The following is a 20,299-nucleotide window of genomic DNA, read 5'->3' as shown; positions in this document are numbered from 1 at the left end:
ATCACAGTGCGACGACCTCGGCGAGGCGGTCTCCGAGGCGGATGGTGTCGCCTACGGCCGCGGCGAGTGCCACCCCGGCGACGGCCGCTGTCTCGACGCCCGCACGGACGACCGCGCTGCCGTTGGTGGACCCGCGATCGACGACCTCGAGCCCGTGGGCGGTGGGCGTCAGAATCGCGTGGGTCTTCGAGAGGGAACGGCTCTCGTCGAGCAGGCGGTGCGGCTCGGCACCCGGTGCACTCGCCGGGTCGGGATCGCGACCGATCAGGAGCGGCCCGGTGACGGCGACCGTCTCCCCCGTGTCGAAGCGCAGACCCCACCGGGGCGACGGCGCGGGCACGACCTGGGGTGCGGGCTCGGCTGTGGGCGCGGGCGCGGCTTCGCGGGCCGGTGCCGGCACGAGCTCGGGTGCGGATGCGGGCGCGGCTTCACGGGCCGGTGCCGGCGTCGGGGCGGGCGCGGCGCGGGGCGTCGCGAGGCCGGGGGCGGCGTCGATGACCCCCGGAGCGGCCGACGCCGCGGCATCCTCCGTCGCCGCAGGGCGGCCGTCGGATCCGCGATTCACGCCGAGGACCCCCGCGCTGATGCGGTTGCCGGGACGGTAGTCCGGACGCGCGCCGGGACGGGTGGGGGTGGCGAGCGACGGGCGCTCCGGGCGTTCGGGGACAGGCTCCGCCTTGACGGTCTTCCGGGCGATCCGCATCCGCTTCTCGTCATACGGGTTCAAGCCGCGGCGGATGTCGACCAACCACATCCGCGCGGCACGGTCGTGCAGCCCGCGGCCCCGCTCCTGCGGGTCGAAGGTGGGTGAAGCGAGGATGACCGCGGTGCCGATGACCGGGATGACGCCGGCGAGGCCGACGATGAGCGCACGGAGCAGGACGGCTCCGGCGCCGGGCTTCTCGAGCGTGCGGACGTTGATGCTCCGCAGCCCGGTGAACCCCTTGCCGATCGTCAGCCCGCGCCGCGCCTGCAGGACCCACTGCACGATGAGGAAGGCGAGTGAGAGCGCCACGGTGATACTCGCCATCACGGCGGCCAGCACGAAGCCGGGGTGGTTGACGAGTCCATAGGGCGAGATCGCCCCGGTCGCGAGCTTCAGGAGCAGCGGGACGGCCCCGAGCCACAGCGGCAGCTGCAGGAAGGCCCAGATGAGGATGTCGAGGAGGAAGGCGAGGGATCGACGACCGAACGGTGCACGGACGAGGCCCAGGGCGGCCGCGTACGCGGGGTCGGGCCGACCCATCGCGTCGACGCCGTCCGGCCGGTCCTCCGGCTGATCGATCTCCCAGATCATGCCGTCGGTGCTGCGGGCTGATCGCCGGGCACGAAGTAGCGCGCGGGTGAGAGCCCGGTGCGCACGACCGCGTCACCGGCGGCGTCGAGGAACTGGGTCAGCGTCGCGACGCTGAGGGTCCCCGACGGGTCGGCGATGATGACGTTGTCGACCACCGGCAGGAGCGTCGCGGTGCCCTGCGGCCACGTCGCGAACGTCGTCGTCACTCCCGACTCCAGCACCCGGATCTTCGCGGGCGCGATGTGCACGTCGGGGCGCTGGAGTGCGACGGTCTGCACGTCGTACGCGCGCACCGAGAACAACCGCAGCACGCGCTCGAACCGCATCGCCAGCTCCGGCACTCGCTCCCGCCACGGGAACGGCGCCCACCCCTGGTCGGCCCGCACCATCGGGTGCGCGCTCACCAGGGGCCGGTCCGCATCGAACAGCTCCTCCGCGACGTCCAGCGTCCGCGCGATGGCGGCCTGATCCTCCGCACCCACGATGACCACTCGATCACGGGCGTACGGGAACACCACCGGGTCGCCGGAGAGCTCGAGCCCCGCCACCCGCGACGGCTCGAGCAGCACCGCAGCGGCGAGCGCCTCGTCCTCGATGACCACCGCCCTCTCCACCGCGGAGGGGAGTTCACCGACGAGCGAGACCGCAGCGCGCAGGGCGTCCCGGAACCCGGCATCCGCCCCTTCCGTCTCCCCCTGAGTGACGGCGGAGCCCCGATCACGGTGATCGAGCCCGACGAAGACCTCACCGCCGACGTACTCGACCCGCGGGTGCGCGGGTCCCGGAGCCGTCTGCGCGAGCACTCCCAGCTCGCTCGCACCATAGATACGCACGGTCACATCCGTCGCGATCGCACTCATCGGTTCAGCCCTCTCATCAGCGTTCTCACAGACTAAGTCCTCGGTCATCGGCGCTGAGCGCGTCAACGTCTCCCCACGACCACCGAAGGTCGGGGACGTCCTGGCTCGGGCCGGGCGACCGGTGGAACACCCACCCGTCGGGAACGAGGTGCAGGGCGAGGGATAGCGTCGCCTCCGGGGACCCGTCCCCGGCTCGCACGAGCGCCACGCCGACCCCGTCCGGATAGATCCAATACCGGACCCGAGTGGCACCGACAGCGCGCAGCGCCGCCGAGTAATCGCTGATCGCGTCGTCGCGCTCGGCGTCGACGTCCAGCAGCGACCAGTTGCCCGCGCGATACAGGCACGCTGCGCTCAACGAATGCCAGAGTTCCTCGGCGTCCGCAGGTGTTCCCGCGGAATGCCACTCCGCCAGCGGCACGATCCGCGCGTCCCCACGGACCAACACGGGCACAGCCCCCTCGATCAGACCGTCATCCGTCGCCTCGACCGCTGCGGCCGGCGCTGCGTACGCGCTCACCAGCGCGCGCCTCGCCTCCTCGGGGAGGATCGTCGATTGCCGGGTCGCGGCTGTCATCGGTCGCCCCCACGACCGTCCGTCGCCGGCGACCACGTCAGGTCCACGGGCGGGATCCTGCGCGTCGGCCGGGTCGTCGACAGCCATCCGAGAGGAACGATGTGGACGGCACTGGCCGACGCGGGCGCCGGGAGCGGTTCGCCGTGCACGACGAGGACGATCGCCCGGTCGTCGGAGCCCCACCAGTCGGCGCGGCGGACCCCGTGTCGCTGCAACGCCCGCACATAGGCGTTGGGTGGCGCACCGTCGCCCGGCTCCACGGCCAGGGCGACGCCGTGACGGTACTCGCAGGCGCTGCGGATGCCCCGCCACAGTTCGCTGGCGCGCTCGCGCACGGCCGCGCGAATCTCGTCGCTCGTCGCGGGCTCCCACGAGAGGGGCACGATCGACACGTCGCCGCGGCGGAGGAGCGGCGTCCCCGGGATCAGCTCGGCGTCCGGCTCGTCGACGCGGGCTCCGACGAGCCGCGCTTCGATCTCGTCCACGATGCGGCCGGCTCTGACGAGGGCGCCCTCGCCGTCCTCCGAGCGGACGTCGGCCGCGTCGATCACATGGCCCGTGAGCCAGGGCTCTCCCGAGACGGTCGCGTCGGGCTGCGTCATGAGTTCAGGTCCAACCTCTGCGCCGTGCCCGGCCACAAGCCCGGGTTGTAGTCGCCGTCGAGGTTGCGCCCCACGCCCGTCGCCGAGGAGGGGATGTCGATGACCGCTTCAGGGATGCCGGTGGGCAGATACCCGCCGGGGATCCAGTGCTCGTTCGCGCCCGCCTCGTTGCCGGACGGCATCCGGAGGTTCGTCAATTCGGAGGGGTCGAAATGGCGGACTTCGAGGGGCAGCGGATCGCCGTTGTCGTCGAAGAACCAGCTGCGCTCCATGCCGAGCTGATCGGCGATGATGTTCACGTCGCCGTCGGCGTTGCGGATGATCTCGTCGAGCTCGGACGTCGGGAAGACGAAGGTCGAGCCGTCCCATTGCCCGGGGCCGTACGTGTGCAGCGTGTCGGAGAAGTAGATCCTGCTGGCGCCGTCGTCGAAACGCGCCAGGTGCTGGGAGATGTAGTCGGCGTCGAGGTACTCGCCGGGGTCGGGCGCGTCGCCCTTCCAGCTCACGACGGCGTCCGGCGTCCAGTGCGTGTCGGTGCGCCACGCACCGCTCACGTTGTCGAGCGCAGTGACCTGCGAGCGGTTCAGGTCCTGGCGCTGACTGTGCTTACGGAACATGTCCGCGAGTTGACGCACGTGGACGGGAACGCCGTCCAGCGAGTTCTTCAACGGTCTGATGACCTCACCGATGCCCATGATGCCCCTCCCCGGTCAGGGTAGCCACGACGATCGCCGGCCACCCAGGTCTTGCTTTCAGGCCGTCCATGGCTCAATGTCCGCCCTCGACCATTGCAGGTCGGCGGGCGCACGTCCGGACGTCGTCGCACCGCGCCCCGACACCCAGCGCGCCGGCACGAGGTGCACCGCGAGCGCCAGATCGCCCGCCTCCGGATCTCCGGAGCGGACGAGGACGACGCCGGTCTCGTTCAGGACCCACCATCGCGCGTCCCGAACGCCGACTGCGCGCAGCGCCGTCGCGTAGGCGGCCACCGGTCCGTCGCCGCGTCCGTCGAGCGGCAGATCGATCGGTCGCCCGGCGGCGTACTCGAAGGCTCCGGCAAGCCCCGCTGCACGATCGTCGACGCGTCGACGCTCCTCCGCGGCATCCCGCCCGGATGCGCGCGGCGCGGTGCCCTGCAGCATCACCGGCACGATCCTGGCCGCGTCCCGCTCGATCACCGGCACCGCCGAGGGCACCGGCTCGAAACGGGTGAGCGCTGTGACCGCGTCGAGGACGGTGGTATCGGATGCCGGCAGAATCCAGCCGCCTTGCTCGGAGGCGGAACCACCGGCGGCGATCTCCGCACGCGCGTACGCCTCGGCCGCGTCGATCGCATCCAGGTCGAACCGGGCGAACTCGGGCGGAGCGGATGCCGCGGTGACCGGCCCCCAGTCACCGAAGGCCGGGACGTCGAGCCACCGCAGTTCCTGCGGCGCGCTGATCTCGATGACGAGGTCCTCATCGATCGGAGAGGAGCGCTCGATGTGGACGACGCCGTCCGCGTACCAGCGGTGCTCGACTCGCAGCAGCTGGGAGTACGGTACGCGCCGCCCCGGATCGCCCTCGGGATAGAACAGATCGACCGCACTCCGACGCAGCAGGCGTCCGTCGGTCTCCTCCCACCCGACCCGGCGGATCGGCGTCTTCGTCGGTGCGTAGAACGTGACCGAGAACCGGTGGCGGCGTACAGACACATCGAGGAACCACGTCGGCGGGGTCGACGCCGCGACCACGCTCAGTCCCTTGCCGTCCTCGTACCGGCGGCGGGCATCGTCGTCGGTCAGATACGGGTTCTCGCCGAGGGCCTCGAGCCGGTGGATCTCGAATCGCTCCGGGTATCGGACCGCGCCCGCGTCGCCGAGGGTCACAGTCGGAAGGGCGTGTACGAGCCCCACGTCCCGCCGGCCGACGGGTCACCGCGACCGGCATCGGGATGCGTGTTCAGCACGGCCTCGGGGATCCCTTCGGGCAGATAGCCGCCGGGGATCCACGCCTCGTTCGCGCCGGCTTCGTTACCCCGCGGCATCCTGAGGTTCCCGTTGACGATCTCCTCGTAGCTGAAGTCGGCCCGCGTGATGTCGACGGCGTTGCCGTTGGCATCGACGAAGAAGTTCTCCCCCAAGCCGAGCATGACGCCGAGCTTCTTCGGGTCACCGTCGGCCTGCTGGATGATGTTGTCGATCTCGGAGGTCGGAAACACGAACGTCGTGCCCTGATTGCCGGGCCCGTAACGGTCCAGGCTCTCGCTGCGGTAGAACCGAGTCGCGCCACCTTCGAACCGCTGCAGGTGCTGCTGGATGTAGTCGGCGTCGAGGTATTCCGCCGGGTAGGGCCGATTCGGCTTCCCCGATCCGACGATGCGGTCCGGCGTGTGCCAGGAGTCCTTCTTCCAGCCGTCGCGGAGGGGCTGGGGCACGTCTGTCGCGTCGAGGTCCGTCACCCGGTTCGTGCTCTGATTCTGCTTCTGCCCGTGCTTGCGGAACATCTGCGCGAGTTGACGGACGTGGACAGGCATCCCCTCGAGCGAATTCATCATGGGTCGAACGACCTCGCTACCGATCCTCATGACTCACCTCACTCCCTTTCATCGCCAGTTGTACGTGTAGGCCCAGGCCAGCGCATCCAGGGCGCCCGACGAGAGTTCCGGATGCCGCGCCACCATCTGCGCCCGCGCTCGGCGACCCGCCGTGGGGAGGTCGTCGCGGGTCCAATCGGGAGCGATGGCGAGACACTCGGTCACTGCCGCCTGGGCGCGATCCTCGAGGGGCGAGACCCCGCCCGGGGTCTCCTGCGCGCGAGAGCGAGGGTGCGATGACGTCCCCCAGCCCAGCAGAGCGACGATGGCGGCGCTCAGATCGTCGTCGGTGACCACGGCGTCCCGCACGGTCAATCGCCCCCGATGTTCAGGCCGGCGAGGTCGGACATGAGCCTCTCCGTGAGGGTTTCGACGTCGGCGGCGTGCTGTTCCATCTCGCCCTGCGCCTGCTCGAGAGCCTGCAGGTCGGCGTAGAACTCGTCGGGGTCGCCCGCGACAGCCTCGACGATGGGCGAGTCGAGGGCGGCCATGATGACACCGGGCAGCTCGTTCGCGAGCGGTTCGATGACCATGGGGAGGACCTGGTTCAGCACCTGCTCGACAGCCATGTCGACGGCAGCGTTGAGCAGCTTCTTCTTGATGATGAGCATCGGGCCGGCCCCGGCGGCGGTGATCGGGTTCGTCAGCATCGCGACGAGCGCGATCATCGTCGAGGTGACGTCGGCGATGACCTTGATCTTGAGCGCGGTGACGGCACCGGCGGCGATGTCCACCCCGGTCGGCACGGGCCCGAGGATGTCGAGCAGCTTCTGCAGGTTCTGGGCGCGGTTCGCGTTCCAGGCCCCGACGTACGCCGGGCCCGCCTGGCCGCGCAGCGCCACGGCGAGCTCGGTGTTGACCTTGCGGTCCATCGCCTGCAGCTTGCCCTCGAGTTCCGTGCGGAACACCTCGATGATCTGGCCGCCGCGGCGGAGTTCGTCCTCATCGATGTCAGGCCAGTCGAAGCCGAGCTTCTCCATCACCCAGATGAGCTCGTTCGGCAGCATCATTCCCATGGCGGAACCTCCCGCGACGACATTAGGCGAACGACGGGACCGATTTCGATGGGGAGAACTCCCCCGGCTCCGACCCGCTAGTGTCCGCCGCCACCTGTTCAGTGGAAGAAGTGACGCTCCCCGGTGAAGTACATCGTGACCCCGCCGGCCTGAGCGGCATCGATGACCTCCTGGTCGCGCACGGACCCGCCCGGCTGGATGATCGTCGTGATCCCGGCATCCAGCAGCACCTGCGGTCCGTCGGCGAACGGGAAGAACGCATCGGATGCCGCGACCGATCCGGCTGCGCGGTCCCCCGCCCGCTCGACGGCGAGGCGGCACGAGTCGACGCGGTTGACCTGCCCCATGCCGATGCCGACCGTGGCGGAGTTCTTCGCCAGCACGATCGCGTTGGACTTCACGGCGCGGCAGCTCTTCCACGCGAACGACAGGTTCTCGAGCTGGTCGTCAGCGGGACGTTCGCCCGACACGAGCTGCCATGAGTCGACGAGCGACTCGATCTCGTTCGAGAACCGGTCGGCGTCCTGCAGGAGGAGGCCACCCGAGACCAGACGCACGTCCATGGGCTCCTGGCGCCAGTCGGCGGGCAGCTGCAGGACACGCAGGTTCTTCTTCAGCTTGAAGACCTCGAGCGCCTCGGGCTCGAAGTCGGGGGCGACGATGACCTCGGTGAAGATGTCGCGCAGGTTCTCCGCCATCTTGAGCGTCACGGTGCGGTTGGCGGCGATGACGCCGCCGAACGCCGACACGGGGTCGCACTCGTGCGCGCGCAGGTGCGCCGACGCGATCGGGTCGAGCGCCTGCGGCGCGCCGATCGCGATGCCGCACGGGTTCGCGTGCTTGATGATGGCGACGGCCGGCTTGATCAGGTCGAACGCGGCGCGGAGCGCGGCATCGGCGTCGACGTAGTTGTTGTACGACATCTCCTTGCCCTGCAGCTGCGTCGCCTGCGCGATGCCGTGCCCGCCGACGCGGGTGTAGATCGCCGCACGCTGGTGCGAGTTCTCGCCGTAACGCAGCGTCGCGAGACGCTCGGCCTTGATCGTGAGGTGCTGCGGCAGGTCGCCTTCGCCCTCGAGGGTCTCCTCCGCGAACCAGGTCGCGACGGCGCGGTCGTAGGCGGCGGTGTGCGCGAAGGCGCGGGCGGCGAGCTCCCGCCGCTGCGCGAGGGTCGTCCCGCCCTGCCCGAGCGCGTCGATGATCGCCGGGTAGGACTCCGGCGAGACCGCGATCGCGACGTTGGCGAAGTTCTTGGCCGATGCGCGCACCATGGCCGGTCCGCCGATGTCGATCTGCTCGACGACCGCGTCGCCCTCCGCCCCGGAGGCGACGGTCTCGACGAACGGGTACAGGTTCACGACGACGAGCTCGAAGGGAAGGATGCCGAGTTCGCCCAGCTGGGTCTCGTGGTCCTCCAGCCGCAGGTCGGCGAGGAGGCCTGCGTGCACGCTCGGGTGCAGCGTCTTCACGCGTCCGCCGAGCGACTCGGGGAAGCCGGTGATCTCGGACACGTCCTTCACGGCGATGCCGTTCTCGCGCAGCAGCGCGGCGGATCCGCCGGTCGAGACGATCTCGACGTCGGCGGCGGCGAGCGCCTGCGCGAGCTCGAGGAGCCCTGTTTTGTCGCTCACCGACACGAGCGCCCGGCGCACCGGCACGACGTCGCGGTCGCGGTAGAGGGAGGGATCGATCTGCGGTCCGGCCATGCGGGAACTCCTCGGGTCGGGGGCGTTCGGGTGCGGTTCAGGAAGTGAGGTCGAGCTCGCCCGTCGCGATGCGACGCACGACGTCGATGAGCAGCCGGCGCTCGACCGGCTTGATGCGCTCGTGAAGGGTGTGCTCGGTGTCGTCGGGGAGCACCGGCACGCGCTCCTGCGCCAGGATCGGCCCGGTGTCGACGCCGTCGTCGACGACGATGACGCTCGCGCCGGTCTCGGTGACACCGGCGGCGAGCGCATCCCGCACACCGTGAGCGCCCGGGAACTCTGGCAGATAGGCCGGGTGCGTGTTGATCAGGCGCGGCGCCCACGCCGCCACGACGGCGGCGGGCAGCAGGCGCATGAGCCCGCTCAGGACGACGAGGTCGGGCTCCCAGACGTCCAGGTGCGCCAGGAGCTCCTCGCCCCAGGCCTCACGACTGTCGAACTCCTGGAACGGGACCATGAAGGTCGGGATGCCGTACGCCTCCGCGTGGGCGAAGCCGTCGGCCTGCCGGTCCGCCCCCACCACGATGATGCGCGCGGGGAAGTCGGGGTCGCTCGCGGCGTCGAGAAGGGCACGCAGATTGGATCCCGTGCCCGAGATGAGGACGGCGACCGTGAGCACCGGCTCAGTCTAGCGGGGTGGTGGGGAACTCATCGGGCGAGACCGCGGCGGCCGGCGCCGGACGGGACTCGGCGGTCGGGGTCGTCGCCGGCGTCTCGCGCACAAGGGGCTGCTCGGCGTCCTCACCGCGCGGTGAGAGGAGGACGACGGCGGCACCGACGGCCACCTCGGCGGCCGCCACGAGGGCGACGAGCCAGGGCTCGGGCCCGACGTGGATGAGGCGGCCCGGGCCGAGCGACCCCTGCGCCGCCCACGCGAGGACGGCGACCACGGCCCCGGTGCCGAGGACGAGGATGGCGAGGGCGACCAGGCGCGGGCGGAGCGGCTCGGCATCCGCCCCCGGTCCCACCAGCAGGGCGCTGCGCGTCGCGGCGCCGGCCAGCGCGCCGAAGCCGACCACCACGAGTCCGAGCAGCAGCAGCCACCCCGACGTCGAGTCGGGGATGACGCCGAAGACAGGGATGCCGGGGACGACACCCAGGCTCGTCCCCGCCGGGGCGACGGCCGTCCCGGTGCCGACGGCGAAGCCGGGGCCGACCGCGAAGCCGGCGAACCACATCACCAGGGTGGGCAGGTAGAGGATGCTGCCGAGGGCAAGCACGACGACGCCGAGGAGATCGGCCTGCGCGGCCTGCGTCAATGCGATGACCTCGCCGCCGCGGGCGAAGAACAGGATGGCGAGGACGACGGCACCGACCGCCACGATCCCGGCGACGCAGATCGCGACGCCGCGGGCACCGGCATCCACTGCTTCCTGCACGTCGTCGGGGAGCCGCTCGGAGAGCACATCGATGATGCCGTCGTCGCCGTCGTTCCAGGCGCGGATGACGGCGCTGACGAGGGCGGGAACGGCGAACACGAGCGTCGGGCCGGCGACGGCGGGCAGCAGGTCGACCGCGGCGATCGAGGCGCGACCGGACAGGGCGATGAGGGTGGACACGACGGCGACCGCGACGGTGCCGCCGGCCACGCCCGTCACCCACGCGCCCGCCCGCGCCGCGCGTGCGCCGGAGCGCCACGCCGAGATCGCGGTGAACGCCGCGAGGGCGGTGGGGGCGAGCGACAGGGTGAACTGCGCACCGCCCGACGGCAGACCGCCCGAGACGACGAGCTCGGCGGGCAGGGAGACGGCGACCGGCGCGAAGTGGCCGAGCTGCCAGATCGTCGCGGCCGCGGGCCACAACGCCGCCCAGTCCGCGTCGCCGCCGATCCCGAAGATCCAGACGAGGGTCACGGGCGCGAGCACGACACCGACACCGACCGCGACGGCCAGGAGGGCGTCGACGGCGGCGAGGAGGGAGACGAGCAGGCGATTCACAACAGACCGACCCTACCCGCGCGCAGGCCTCCCGCCGGGCTCCCGCTCCGGCGCGGACCGACGCATCAGACGCGCAGGACCTTTTCGAGCGCCTTGCCCCGGGCGAGTTCGTCGACGAGCTTGTCGAGGTAGCGGATGCGGCGCATCAACGGGTCCTCGATCTCCTCGACGCGCACCCCGCAGACGACCCCGGTGATCCGCGTCACGGCGGGATTCAGCTCGGCGGCGGCGAAGAACTGCTCGAACGTGGCCTCACTCTCGATCTGCCGGGCGAGGGCGGCGTCGTCGAAGCCGGTGAGCCACTCCACGACCGCATCGAGCTCGGCCTTGGTACGCCCCTTGCGCTCCACCTTCGCGAGGTAGAGCGGGTAGACCGCGGCGAACGGCGTGCCGAAGATGCGGTGCATGCGGTGAGGATACGCCCGCCCCGCGAGGCCCGCCAGGACGCACTACCCTCGGAGGGTGAACAGCACCACATCCCGCTCGTCCCGCGGGGCCGCAGCCCCGGCATCCGCGTCGTTCCTCGACCGCTACTTCGAGATCAGCCACCGCGGCTCCACCGTCGGCACCGAGATCCGCGGCGGCGTCGTCACGTTCGTGACGATGGCCTACATCGTCATCCTGAACCCGGCCATCCTGTCGACGCCCGACGTCGAGGGCCTCACCCTCGCGCCGGCGGCCGTCGCCACGGCGACCGCCCTGACCGCCGGCGTCATGACGATCCTGTTCGGCCTCGTCACGCGCCTGCCGTTCGCCTTCGCGGCGGGTCTCGGCATCAACGCCTTCGTCGCGTTCTCTGTCGTCGGACAGGTCTCGTGGGGCGAGGCGATGGCGCTCGTCGTCATCAACGGTCTCATCATCGTGCTGCTCGCCGCGACCGGCCTGCGCAAGCTGATCTTCGACGCCGTGCCCGTGCAGCTGAAGCTCGCCATCACGGTCGGCATCGGCCTGTTCATCGCCTTCATCGGGTTCGTCAACGCCGGATTCGTGAACCCCGCCGAGGGCACCCCGCTGGAGCTCGGCGTCGGCGGCTCGATCACCTCGCCCGCCACGCTCCTGTTCATCGCGACGCTGCTCATCGGCGGCATCCTCATGGCCCTGCGGGTGAAGGGCGCGATCCTCATCGCCCTCGTCGCGGGGACAATCCTCGCCGCGATCGTGAACATCTTCACGCCGATCGCCGACTTCGGGCTCTCGAACGGCATCTTCGCGGCCCCGAACCTCAGCCTCGTGGGCGCCGTCGACTTCGGGTTCGACCTCGGACGGGTGGGTGTGCTCGCGCTCGTCATGTTCGTGTTCACCCTCGTCTTCACGAACTTCTTCGACGCCATGGGCACGATGACCGGCCTCGCGCGCGAGGCGGGACTCGCGGACGAGCGCGGCAACTTCCCGCGCATCAAGTCGGCGCTCATCGTCGAGGGTGTCGGCGCCGTCGTCGGCGGTGGCACCTCGTCGTCCTCCGCGACCGTCTTCGTCGAGTCCGGCTCGGGCATCGGCGAGGGAGCCCGCACCGGTCTCGCCAACGTCGTCACCGGCGTGCTGTTCCTGCTCGCGATGTTCATCACGCCCGTGACGGGCCTCGTGCCCGGCTTCGTCGCCGCGGCCGCGCTCGTTCTCGTCGGCGCGCTCATGCTCACGCAGATCAAGAACATCGACCTGTCGGACTTCAACGTCCTGCTGCCCGTGTTCCTGACCGCCACGGTCATGCCGCTCACCTACTCGATCGCCAACGGCATCGGCGCCGGCTTCATCAGCTGGGTCGTGCTCAACACGTTCTCGGGCAAGGCGAAGCAGGTCCACTGGCTGCTCTGGATCGTCGCGGCCGGCTTCGTCCTGTACTTCGCCCGCGGCCCCATCGAAGCCGCCTTCGGGGTCTGACCGCCCCCACGTCGAGGTCGTTCACGGGCGTTCCGGGAACGACGAGGGGGCGGATGCCGCAGCATCCGCCCCCTCGTTCGTGTGGCTTAGAGCGCCTCGATGATGGCGCGCATCAGGTCGGCGGTCTCGGACGGGGTCTTCCCGACCTTGACGCCGGCGGCCTCGAGGGCCTCCTTCTTGGCCTGCGCGGTGCCCGCCGAGCCCGAGACGATGGCGCCGGCGTGGCCCATGGTCTTGCCCTCGGGAGCGGTGAAGCCGGCGACGTAACCCACGACGGGCTTCGTCACGTGCGCCTTGATGTAGTCGGCCGCGCGCTCCTCGGCGTCGCCGCCGATCTCGCCGATCATGACGATGGCCTTGGTCTCGGGGTCGGCCTCGAACGCCTCGAGGGCGTCGATGTGCGTCGTGCCGATGACCGGGTCGCCGCCGATGCCGATGGCCGTCGAGAAGCCGAGGTCACGGAGCTCGAACATCATCTGGTAGGTCAGGGTCCCCGACTTCGACACGAGGCCGATGGGGCCCTTGCCGGTGATGTTCGCGGGCGTGATGCCGACGAGCGCCTCGCCGGGCGTGATGATGCCGGGGCAGTTCGGACCGATGATGCGGGTCTTGTTGCCCTTGCTCTTCGCGTAGGCCCACGCCTCGGCGGTGTCGCCGACGGGCACACCCTCGGTGATGACGACGAGCAGCGGGATCTCGGCGTCGATCGCCTCGATCATGGCGTCCTTCGTGAAGGCGGGCGGCACGAACGCGATGGAGACGTCGGCGCCGGTCTTCTCGATGGCCTCGGCGACCGAGCCGAAGACGGGGAGGTCGACCTCGCCCTCGTGCGGCTTCTCGTGAGTGACGGTCGTGCCGGCCTTGCGGGCGTTGACGCCGCCGACGACGTTCGTCCCGGCCTTCAGCATGAGGGCGGTGTGCTTGGTGCCCTCACCGCCGGTGATGCCCTGGACGATGACCTTGGAGTCCTTGTTGAGGTAGATAGACATGTCTGTTGTCCCTGTGTCTCGGTAGTCTCGGCGCGTCTCAGGCGTTCGCCAGCTCGGCGGCCTTGTCGGCGCCCTCGTCCATACCCGAGGCGAGCGTGACGAGCGGGTGGTTGGCCTCTGCGAGGATCGCGCGACCCTCCTCGACCTGGTTGCCGTCAAGGCGGACGACGAGCGGCTTGGTGGCCGCGTCGCCCAGGATCTCGAGGGCCTTCACGATGCCCTCGGCGACGGCGACGCATGACGTGATGCCGCCGAAGACGTTGACGAAGACGCTCTTGACCTGCTCGTCGCCGAGGATGACGTCGAGACCCGAGGCCATGACCTGCGCGTTCGCGCCGCCGCCGATGTCGAGGAAGTTGGCGGGCTTGACGCCGCCGTGGTTCTCGCCGGCGTAGGCGACGACGTCGAGGGTCGACATGACCAGGCCCGCGCCGTTGCCGATGATGCCGACCTGACCGTCGAGCTTGACGTAGTTGAGGCCGGATGCCTTCGCCTTCGCCTCGAGCGGGTCGGCGGCGCCCTTGTCCTCGAGCTCTTCGTGCTCGGGGTGGCGCACCTCGCTGGCGTTGTCGTCGAGCGACACCTTGCCGTCGAGGGCGACGATGTCGCCGGCGCCGGTGCGGACGAGCGGGTTGACCTCGACGAGCGTCGCGCCCTCGCCCTTGTAGACGTCGTAGAGCTTCACGAACACGTCCGAGACCTTCTCGACGAGGTCCTCGGGGAAGTTCGCGGCCTTCGCGATCTCGACGGCCTTGGCCTTGTCGATGCCCTGCAGCGGGTCGACCTCGATGCGCGCGAGCGCCTCGGGACGCTCGACGGCGAGCTCCTCGATCTCCATGCCGCCCTCGACCGAGCAGAGGCTCAGGTAGGAGCGGTTCGAGCGGTCGAGCAGCACCGAGAAGTAGAACTCCTCGGCGATGTCGGCGCCCTGGGCGACCATCACGCGCTGGACGACGTGGCCCTTGATGTCGAGGCCGAGGATGGCCTCGGCTGCCGCGTAGGCCTCGTCGGGGGTCTTGGCGACCTTGACGCCGCCGGCCTTGCCTCGACCTCCGGTCTTGACCTGAGCCTTGACGACGACGACACCGCCGATCTTCTCGGCAGCCGCCTTCGCCTCCTCAGGGGTGTCGGCGATGATGCCGGCGAGCACCGGCACCTCGTACTTCTCGAACAGGTCTCGTGCCTGGTACTCGTAAAGGTCCACTGCAATCCTTCGCTGGGCGACGGTGGGGGTGACGGGCGCGGAATTATCTCGATGTCGAGAGATCGCCCGGTCGAAAAGCCTACTACCCGCGCCTGAGTGCCCCGCGCGGGAGCACCCTCGTTCGGCGGGGGTGCGTTCAGCGCTCGAGTGCGGCGCGCCAGACCCGCCGGTGCTGCTCGACGTAGGCCGTCACGTTCCGCCAGTGCGCACCGTGCCCGTCCACGAACATCGACGACCACGGCTCGGCGCCGGCCTCGTGCGATGTCCGGAGGAGGTCGTGCATCGCGGCGGTCCGCTGCGCCATCGCCTCGGGCAGTTCGCGGCGGAGCCGAGCCTCGGCGCCGTAGCCCTCGACGAAGGCGGCGAGTCCGCGCGCCGCCTCCGCGGCGACGACCGAGGTGTCGTTGAGCGTGAACGCCTGCGCGGCATAGGCGAGGTCCCACAGCCGTGTACTGGGGGCGGTCGCATCCCAGTCGATGAAGACCCACCGGTCTTCGCCGACGACGAGGTTCCACGGGGCGAGGTCGTTGTGGCACATGAGCTCGGCGCCGGGCGCCGGGATCGCGGTCTCCCAGACGGCGTCGGCGGGTACCGCGTACGCGGCGCTCGCGTCGTGGATGGCCCGCACCATCGCGCCCACGCGCCGCAGCTCGCCCGCCGACATCAGCCCGCGCCCGATCGCGAGCTCACCGGGGACGTACTCCAGGATCTGCCGCCCGGCATCGTCCCGCCCGCGCTGTTCGGGCGCGTCGACACCCGCCGCTCGCAGCGCCTGCACGTAGGCGATGACGCTCGGCGTCGACGCCGTCCACGGCTTGCGCACCGTGTCGCCGATGCGGACGACGGCCCCGCTCGCGTTGCCGCCCGACAGGGGCTCTTCGTGCGGCATCCGTCAGATCCAGCCGCGTTCGCGCGCCGTGATCGCCGCCTGCTGGCGGGTCGCGAGGCCGAGCTTGCCGAGGATCGACGACACGTGGTTGCGGACGGTGCCGGCGGAGAGGTGGAGGGATGCCGCGATGTCGGCGATCGTCTCGCCGCGGGCGCCGGCGCGCAGCACGTCGAGCTCGCGGTCGGTCAGCGGGGAGCGTTCGTCGCTGAGGGCGTCGGCGGCGATCTCGGGGTCGACGTACCGGCGACCTGCAGCGACCTCGCGGATGACGGCGGCGACGTCGCCTGCGGGCCGGGACTTCGGCACGAAGCCGTCGACCCCCGCGCCGAGCGCACGGCGCAGCACCCCCGGACGCGCGTGGCGGGTGACGACGACGCACCGAGCCGGGATGCGCTGACGGATGCGGGCGGCCGCCTCGACGCCGTCGATGCCGGGCATCTCGAGATCGAGCAGGCAGACGTCGGGGCGCAGCTCGAGCGCGCGAGCGACGGCGCTCTCGCCGTCGGCGCACTCCGCGACGACCTCGAGGTCGTCCTCGAGACCGAGCAGGGCGGCGAGCGCCGTGCGGATCATGTCCTCGTCGTCGGCGATGAGCACGCGGATCATGCGGGGCCTCCGTCGGCGGGGACGGTCACGATGAGCTCGAATCGGTCGTCCTCACGGCGGGTGACGGCGTCGCCCCCGGCGACGCCGACCCGGTGGGCAATGCCCTCGAGCCCGGCGCCCGCGCCGATGGTCGAGCCGGGCCCGGGATCGTTCGCGGCGGTCAGCCGCCAGTACTGTCCCGCGCGCTCGAGACCGAGCCGCGCCCACCGGCCGCCGCCGTGCTTGAGTACGTTGGTCGTGCACTCGCGGACGACCGGCCCCAGCAGGTCGGCGGGAGCGGATGCCGCATCCGCGGCGACGTCGAGGGTGACCTCCAGACCGGCCGCACGCAGCAGGTCCGCCGCGTTGGCGAGCTCGTCGGGCAGCGGCACCCCGCGGAAGCGGCCGGCGAGCGACCGGGTGCCCTCGCGCGCCTCGTCGACGGACGCGCGCGCGAGCGCGATCCGGTGCGCGGCGGCATCCGGGTCGCGTCCGATCATGCGCTCGGCGAGTTCGAGCTGCAGCGCGATCACCTGCAGGTGGTGCCCCTGCAGGTCGTGCAGTTCGCCCGCCAGACGCAGGCGTTCCTGCACCGCGGCCAGCCGCGCCTCGGTCCGGCGCGCGCGGTCGAGTTCGAGGACGACGTCCCACGACCAGAGCGAGAGCGCCTGCATCGCGGGCAGGCTGAGCGCGAAGAACGCGGGCAGGAAGGCGTCGCTGCCCCCCGACGCCCGACTGAGTTCGACGACCCACAGGATGGCGAGGGCGACTTCGAGCAGCACGACACCGCGCCAGCGGATGCCGGGGGCCCACCTGACAAGGCAGAGGACGGTGCCGACGAGCGCCGCCCCCAGCAGCGCCGAGGCCGACACGAGGCCGACGCCGACTGATGCGAGCACGCCGGCGACGACGGGCAGCGACAGGAAACGCCGACCGCCGGACGGACGGTCGGTGTCATCGAGGTCGCCGTCGCGGCGGTAGCGGGCGAGCAGCACGATCGTCGTCACGACGACGACGGTCGACAAGCCGAGGAACCCCACGAGCGTGACGGGGTCGCGCCAGCCGCCGCGCGCGACGAGGACGATGACACCCCACACCAGCAGCGCACCGATGAGGAAGGTCACCATCGAGGACGCGATGTACCACCCGGTCGCGGTGACCCCGCGGGCGAGGGAGACGGCGGTGCGCGTCGGGGTCGGGTCGGGGCTGGTCACACGGCCACAGTACGACCATGACGAATGTCACCCCTCGGGTCATCGCATCTCCCGGCGCGAGGTGACGCCGCAGCACTGCCGCCGCCACCGCATCCTCGGTGGGATGGGAACACGGCGATACGAGATCCGGTCGCCGCATCCGAGAGGACATCATGTCGAACCCCGTCTCCGACCTCGTCGCCGGTTTCCAGGACCTCGTCGCGCAGGTGCCCGACCTCGTGCAGCCGCTCATCGTGGCCCTGGCGGGCGCCGTCCCCTTCATCGAGGGCGAGGGTGCGGCCGCGATCGGCATCATCGGCGGCATCCACCCCGTCGTCGCCGCGCTCGCCGGCGCCGCGGGCAACTTCCTCTGCGTCGCCATCGTCGTGCTCGCCACCGCCCGCGTGCGCACCGCCGTCACCACCCGTGCCGGAGCGGCCGAGAAGCCCGTGTCGGCGCGCTCCGAGAAGTTCCAGAAGGCGTACCACCGCTACGGCACACCCGGGGTGAGCCTGCTCGGCCCGCTCATCCTGCCCACCCAGTTCACCGCGGCCGCCCTCAAGGGCACCGGTGTGCCGACGCGCACCGTGCTCTTCTGGCAGGGCCTCGCGATCGTGCTGTGGACCACCCTCATCACCCTCATCATCACCGGGGTGATTGCCGCGGCCGGCTGAGTCAGTCCACGCGTCGGAGGCCTCGCGATGCGGGGCCTTCGATGCGTTCCCCGGATGCCGCGAACCGCGACGCGTGCAGCGGACAGTCCCACGTGCACTCGAGGTCGTTCCACTCGAGGACTCCGCCGAGGTGCGGGCACACGGCGCTCACCGCGCGGGTCTCGCCCCCGGTCGTCGAGATCCCGACGGGACGGCCGCCGCGCTGCGCGACCACGCCCTCCCCCTCGGCCGGCTGCGGCACCGGGACCGCCTCGGCCTCGGCGGCGGCCCATCCCTTCGCCGCCGCGAGCCCGACCTTCGCGTTCTCGACCGCGCCCTGTGCGATGTCGGCGGGCATCGTCAGACGCGTGCCGATCTGCGTCATCCACCGCGGCCGGTCACGCCAGCTCTCGCCACGCAGCTCGCTGACGATGCGCAGCGCCGCCGCGGGCGCGTTCGTCAGCCCCCACTTGGCATAGCCGGTCGCGAAACGGACGCGGCCGAGCGAGCGCGGCATCGCGCCGATGAACGGGATGCGGTTGTGCGAGACGTAGTCCTGCGCCGACCACCGGTGGGTCTCTTCCCCCACCGGCAGCGTCTGCTGCGCCCACTGCGACAGCTCATCGAGCATCGCGCGCTCCGACGCGGTGCGTCCGACGGGGTGGCCGGCTCCGCCGACCACGATCTGCGCGACGTCGGAGGGTCCGTCGCCCGGGAGGATCGTGCGCACCGAACGGGTCGGCTCGTCGGCGGAGAGGTACATGCCGTCGGGCAGCGGAGCGGTGAGGGTGAAGGAGACGCAGGCCGACCGCATCCCGCTCACCTTCGCCCAGTAGAGCCCGCGGTCGAGGATCGGGATGCCGGTGGCCACCACGACCTGCGAGGCGAGGAGCGGCCCCAGGTCGGTCTCCACCCGCGGCTCGGGGAAGACCTTCACCCCGCGCACGTGGACGCCGAGATGGAGGGTCCCGCCCGCGGCGACGAACGCGTCGGCGAGCGCCGCGAGCAGCTGCATCGGATCGACGGCGCGCTGGTCGTCGAGCGCGACCGCGGCCACCATCGGCACGGCCGCCTCGCGGAGCTCGGCGTCGTCGACGAGGCGCACCGCGAGGCCCGCCTCGCGCGCGGCGTCGTACTCCTTCACGACCGAGCGCCGGCCCTCGTCGCCCTGGGCGTAGGTGTAGGCGGTGCGTGAGGTGAGCGGCACGCCGAGACGGTCGGCGGTGTCCGTCATCCACGCGAAGCCGTCGCGGTTCGCCTCGACGTAGGCCCGGACGAGGGATGCCGGGTGCCCCGATCGCAGCGACGAGAGCGTCGTCCCCTGCAGCAGCGACACCTTGCCGGTGTTCGATCCCGACGCGAGTTCGCCGACGCCGCCGCGCTCGACGAGGGCGACGTCGACGCCGGACCGCGCGAGCTCGTACGCGGTCGCGAGTCCCGTGAGTCCCGCACCGACGACGACCACCTCGTGGCGACTGCCGGGGGTGAAGGGGATGCCGGGAGACTCGGAGAGGTGCTGCTTCCACAGGGAGGACATGGGCCGAGTCAACGGTGTCGCGTCGCAGACGGCACAGGCCTTGACAGACGGCCGCCGGACTAGGCTTCCCTCCATGGCCGACGACCTCCGTCCCACGGGCAGCACAGTGGTGGCCGCCGCGCTCGCGCTGTTCGCCGAGCACGGCTACGAGCAGACCTCGGTCGAGCAGATCGCGCAGTCGGCGGGCGTCTCGCGATCGACCTTCTTCCGGCAGTTCGGCGGCAAGGACGACGTCGTCTTCGCCGACCACGAGGTCCTGCTCGAGATGCTCCGCACGTATCTCGCCGAGCCCCACGAGAACCCGTGGGCGGCCGTGTGCGAGGCGTCGGTGCAAGTGTACCGCCACTTCGCCGCCGACCCCGAGGTCGCCCGGCGCCGCTACGCCGTCGTCCGTCAGGTACCGTCGCTCCGCGACCGCGAGATCGTCACGGTCTTCCGTTACGAGCGCCTGTTCGACGACTACCTGCGACGCTCGGTCCCCGGGCTCGACCCCGTCGACGCCGTGGCCTTCGCCGCGGCGGTGACCGCCGTGCACAACCATGTGCTGCGTCGACTGCTGCGCGGATCGAAGCGGGTCCCCGCCGCCGTCCTCGAGTCCGCCTACGACGAGCTGCTCCGCCGCTTCGGTGTGCACCCCGACCCCGAGCCGCCGGCGGCGGACGACATCGTCGTCGCGACGTTCCCCCGACGGATGCCGCCCGCCGAGGTCGCACGTCGGCTCGGCTCCCTCCGGTGACACGGAGAGCCTGATACGCCGTTCCACCCTCGGTGGAACTGGATGCCAACCCGGCGTATCCTGGC

General features: G+C 71.2%; 22 protein-coding genes. 3 read left to right on the top strand and 19 right to left on the bottom strand.

Annotated features, from left to right (window positions below):
• Position 1 precedes the first annotated feature (1 nt).
• The 13 genes from ACPEH2_RS00285 to ACPEH2_RS00225 all read right to left on the bottom strand — a co-directional run bounded on the left by ACPEH2_RS00285 (position 2) and on the right by ACPEH2_RS00225 (position 10,977).
• Positions 2 to 1,297 carry an RDD family protein gene (locus tag ACPEH2_RS00285; RefSeq protein WP_423717991.1) on the bottom strand — a complete coding sequence of 432 codons (1,296 nt, stop codon included), beginning with the start codon at positions 1,295 to 1,297 and terminating at the stop codon, positions 2 to 4.
• Positions 1,294 to 2,157 carry a hypothetical protein gene (locus ACPEH2_RS00280; protein ID WP_423717990.1) on the bottom strand — a complete coding sequence of 288 codons (864 nt, stop codon included), beginning with the start codon at positions 2,155 to 2,157 and terminating at the stop codon, positions 1,294 to 1,296. Before ACPEH2_RS00280 ends, ACPEH2_RS00285 begins: the two co-directional genes overlap by 4 nt.
• Positions 2,158 to 2,182: 25 nt before the next feature.
• Entirely contained in the window at positions 2,183 to 2,734 is a 552-nt protein-coding gene (locus ACPEH2_RS00275) for a hypothetical protein (RefSeq protein WP_423717989.1), read from the bottom strand.
• A complete protein-coding gene (locus ACPEH2_RS00270; RefSeq protein WP_423717988.1) occupies positions 2,731 to 3,336 on the bottom strand; it encodes a hypothetical protein in 606 nt (201 codons plus the stop codon). The genes ACPEH2_RS00275 and ACPEH2_RS00270 overlap by 4 nt, the downstream gene beginning before the upstream one ends.
• The gene (locus tag ACPEH2_RS00265) at positions 3,333 to 3,953 is read right to left on the bottom strand and encodes a hypothetical protein (RefSeq protein WP_423717987.1); all 621 of its coding nucleotides are present in this window, start codon (positions 3,951 to 3,953) and stop codon (positions 3,333 to 3,335) included. Before ACPEH2_RS00265 ends, ACPEH2_RS00270 begins: the two co-directional genes overlap by 4 nt.
• A gap of 135 nt (positions 3,954 to 4,088) precedes the next feature.
• Positions 4,089 to 5,204 carry a hypothetical protein gene (locus ACPEH2_RS00260; protein WP_423717986.1) on the bottom strand — a complete coding sequence of 372 codons (1,116 nt, stop codon included), beginning with the start codon at positions 5,202 to 5,204 and terminating at the stop codon, positions 4,089 to 4,091.
• Complete coding sequence (locus ACPEH2_RS00255; protein ID WP_423717985.1) at positions 5,201 to 5,872, bottom strand: hypothetical protein; 672 nt, start codon at positions 5,870 to 5,872, stop codon at positions 5,201 to 5,203. The genes ACPEH2_RS00260 and ACPEH2_RS00255 overlap by 4 nt, the downstream gene beginning before the upstream one ends.
• A gap of 48 nt (positions 5,873 to 5,920) precedes the next feature.
• On the bottom strand, positions 5,921 to 6,220 hold the full coding sequence (locus ACPEH2_RS00250; RefSeq protein WP_359918243.1) for a hypothetical protein: 300 nt from the start codon (positions 6,218 to 6,220) through the stop codon (positions 5,921 to 5,923).
• Between the two features lie 2 nt (positions 6,221 to 6,222).
• Positions 6,223 to 6,927, bottom strand: a complete 705-nt coding sequence (locus ACPEH2_RS00245; RefSeq protein WP_366213999.1) for a hypothetical protein — start codon at positions 6,925 to 6,927, stop codon at positions 6,223 to 6,225.
• Between the two features lie 98 nt (positions 6,928 to 7,025).
• Positions 7,026 to 8,633, bottom strand: coding sequence for a bifunctional phosphoribosylaminoimidazolecarboxamide formyltransferase/IMP cyclohydrolase (gene purH, locus ACPEH2_RS00240; RefSeq protein WP_423717984.1), 1,608 nt, complete (start codon positions 8,631 to 8,633; stop codon positions 7,026 to 7,028).
• A 37-nt stretch (positions 8,634 to 8,670) separates the two neighbouring features.
• Positions 8,671 to 9,252, bottom strand: a complete 582-nt coding sequence (gene purN, locus ACPEH2_RS00235) for a phosphoribosylglycinamide formyltransferase (protein ID WP_359918244.1) — start codon at positions 9,250 to 9,252, stop codon at positions 8,671 to 8,673.
• Positions 9,253 to 9,256: 4 nt separating this feature from the next.
• The gene (locus tag ACPEH2_RS00230; RefSeq protein ID WP_423717983.1) at positions 9,257 to 10,570 is read right to left on the bottom strand and encodes a DUF6350 family protein; all 1,314 of its coding nucleotides are present in this window, start codon (positions 10,568 to 10,570) and stop codon (positions 9,257 to 9,259) included.
• 65 nt (positions 10,571 to 10,635) lie between these two features.
• Positions 10,636 to 10,977 carry a DUF2200 domain-containing protein gene (locus tag ACPEH2_RS00225; protein WP_217531580.1) on the bottom strand — a complete coding sequence of 114 codons (342 nt, stop codon included), beginning with the start codon at positions 10,975 to 10,977 and terminating at the stop codon, positions 10,636 to 10,638.
• 55 nt (positions 10,978 to 11,032) lie between these two features.
• On the opposite strand from ACPEH2_RS00225, the gene ACPEH2_RS00220 reads away from it, so the two are divergent.
• Positions 11,033 to 12,448, top strand: a complete 1,416-nt coding sequence (locus ACPEH2_RS00220) for an NCS2 family permease (RefSeq protein ID WP_217531579.1) — start codon at positions 11,033 to 11,035, stop codon at positions 12,446 to 12,448.
• A gap of 86 nt (positions 12,449 to 12,534) precedes the next feature.
• On the opposite strand, the gene sucD is transcribed toward ACPEH2_RS00220, so the two are convergent.
• The 5 genes from sucD to ACPEH2_RS00195 all read right to left on the bottom strand — a co-directional run bounded on the left by sucD (position 12,535) and on the right by ACPEH2_RS00195 (position 17,329).
• Positions 12,535 to 13,437, bottom strand: a complete 903-nt coding sequence (gene sucD / locus ACPEH2_RS00215) for a succinate--CoA ligase subunit alpha (protein WP_064001264.1) — start codon at positions 13,435 to 13,437, stop codon at positions 12,535 to 12,537.
• 37 nt (positions 13,438 to 13,474) lie between these two features.
• Positions 13,475 to 14,641: an ADP-forming succinate--CoA ligase subunit beta gene (gene sucC / locus ACPEH2_RS00210; protein ID WP_064001263.1), complete on the bottom strand. Its 1,167-nt coding sequence runs from the start codon at positions 14,639 to 14,641 to the stop codon at positions 13,475 to 13,477.
• 136 nt (positions 14,642 to 14,777) lie between these two features.
• Positions 14,778 to 15,530, bottom strand: coding sequence for a phosphotransferase (locus ACPEH2_RS00205; RefSeq protein ID WP_359918249.1), 753 nt, complete (start codon positions 15,528 to 15,530; stop codon positions 14,778 to 14,780).
• 3 nt (positions 15,531 to 15,533) lie between these two features.
• Positions 15,534 to 16,136 (bottom strand): response regulator transcription factor, encoded by a 603-nt coding sequence (locus ACPEH2_RS00200; protein ID WP_311863158.1) that lies wholly within the window; start codon positions 16,134 to 16,136, stop codon positions 15,534 to 15,536.
• Positions 16,133 to 17,329, bottom strand: a complete 1,197-nt coding sequence (locus ACPEH2_RS00195) for a sensor histidine kinase (protein WP_359918250.1) — start codon at positions 17,327 to 17,329, stop codon at positions 16,133 to 16,135. Before ACPEH2_RS00195 ends, ACPEH2_RS00200 begins: the two co-directional genes overlap by 4 nt.
• A gap of 152 nt (positions 17,330 to 17,481) precedes the next feature.
• Here ACPEH2_RS00195 and ACPEH2_RS00190 point away from each other — a divergent pair, with 152 nt between their 5' ends.
• On the top strand, positions 17,482 to 17,982 hold the full coding sequence (locus ACPEH2_RS00190; protein WP_423717982.1) for a small multidrug efflux protein: 501 nt from the start codon (positions 17,482 to 17,484) through the stop codon (positions 17,980 to 17,982).
• A gap of 1 nt (position 17,983) precedes the next feature.
• On the opposite strand, the gene ACPEH2_RS00185 is transcribed toward ACPEH2_RS00190, so the two are convergent.
• A complete protein-coding gene (locus ACPEH2_RS00185; RefSeq protein WP_359918254.1) occupies positions 17,984 to 19,498 on the bottom strand; it encodes an FAD-dependent oxidoreductase in 1,515 nt (504 codons plus the stop codon).
• Positions 19,499 to 19,571: 73 nt separating this feature from the next.
• Here ACPEH2_RS00185 and ACPEH2_RS00180 point away from each other — a divergent pair, with 73 nt between their 5' ends.
• The gene (locus ACPEH2_RS00180) at positions 19,572 to 20,234 is read left to right on the top strand and encodes a TetR/AcrR family transcriptional regulator (protein ID WP_217531573.1); all 663 of its coding nucleotides are present in this window, start codon (positions 19,572 to 19,574) and stop codon (positions 20,232 to 20,234) included.
• The last annotated feature ends 65 nt before the right edge of the window (positions 20,235 to 20,299 follow it).

The sequence above is a fragment of the Microbacterium sp. NPDC064942 genome (assembly GCF_049545525.1).
Classification (GTDB): domain Bacteria; phylum Actinomycetota; class Actinomycetes; order Actinomycetales; family Microbacteriaceae; genus Microbacterium; species Microbacterium gawkjiense.
This window is presented reverse-complemented; position numbering and strand designations above follow the sequence as displayed.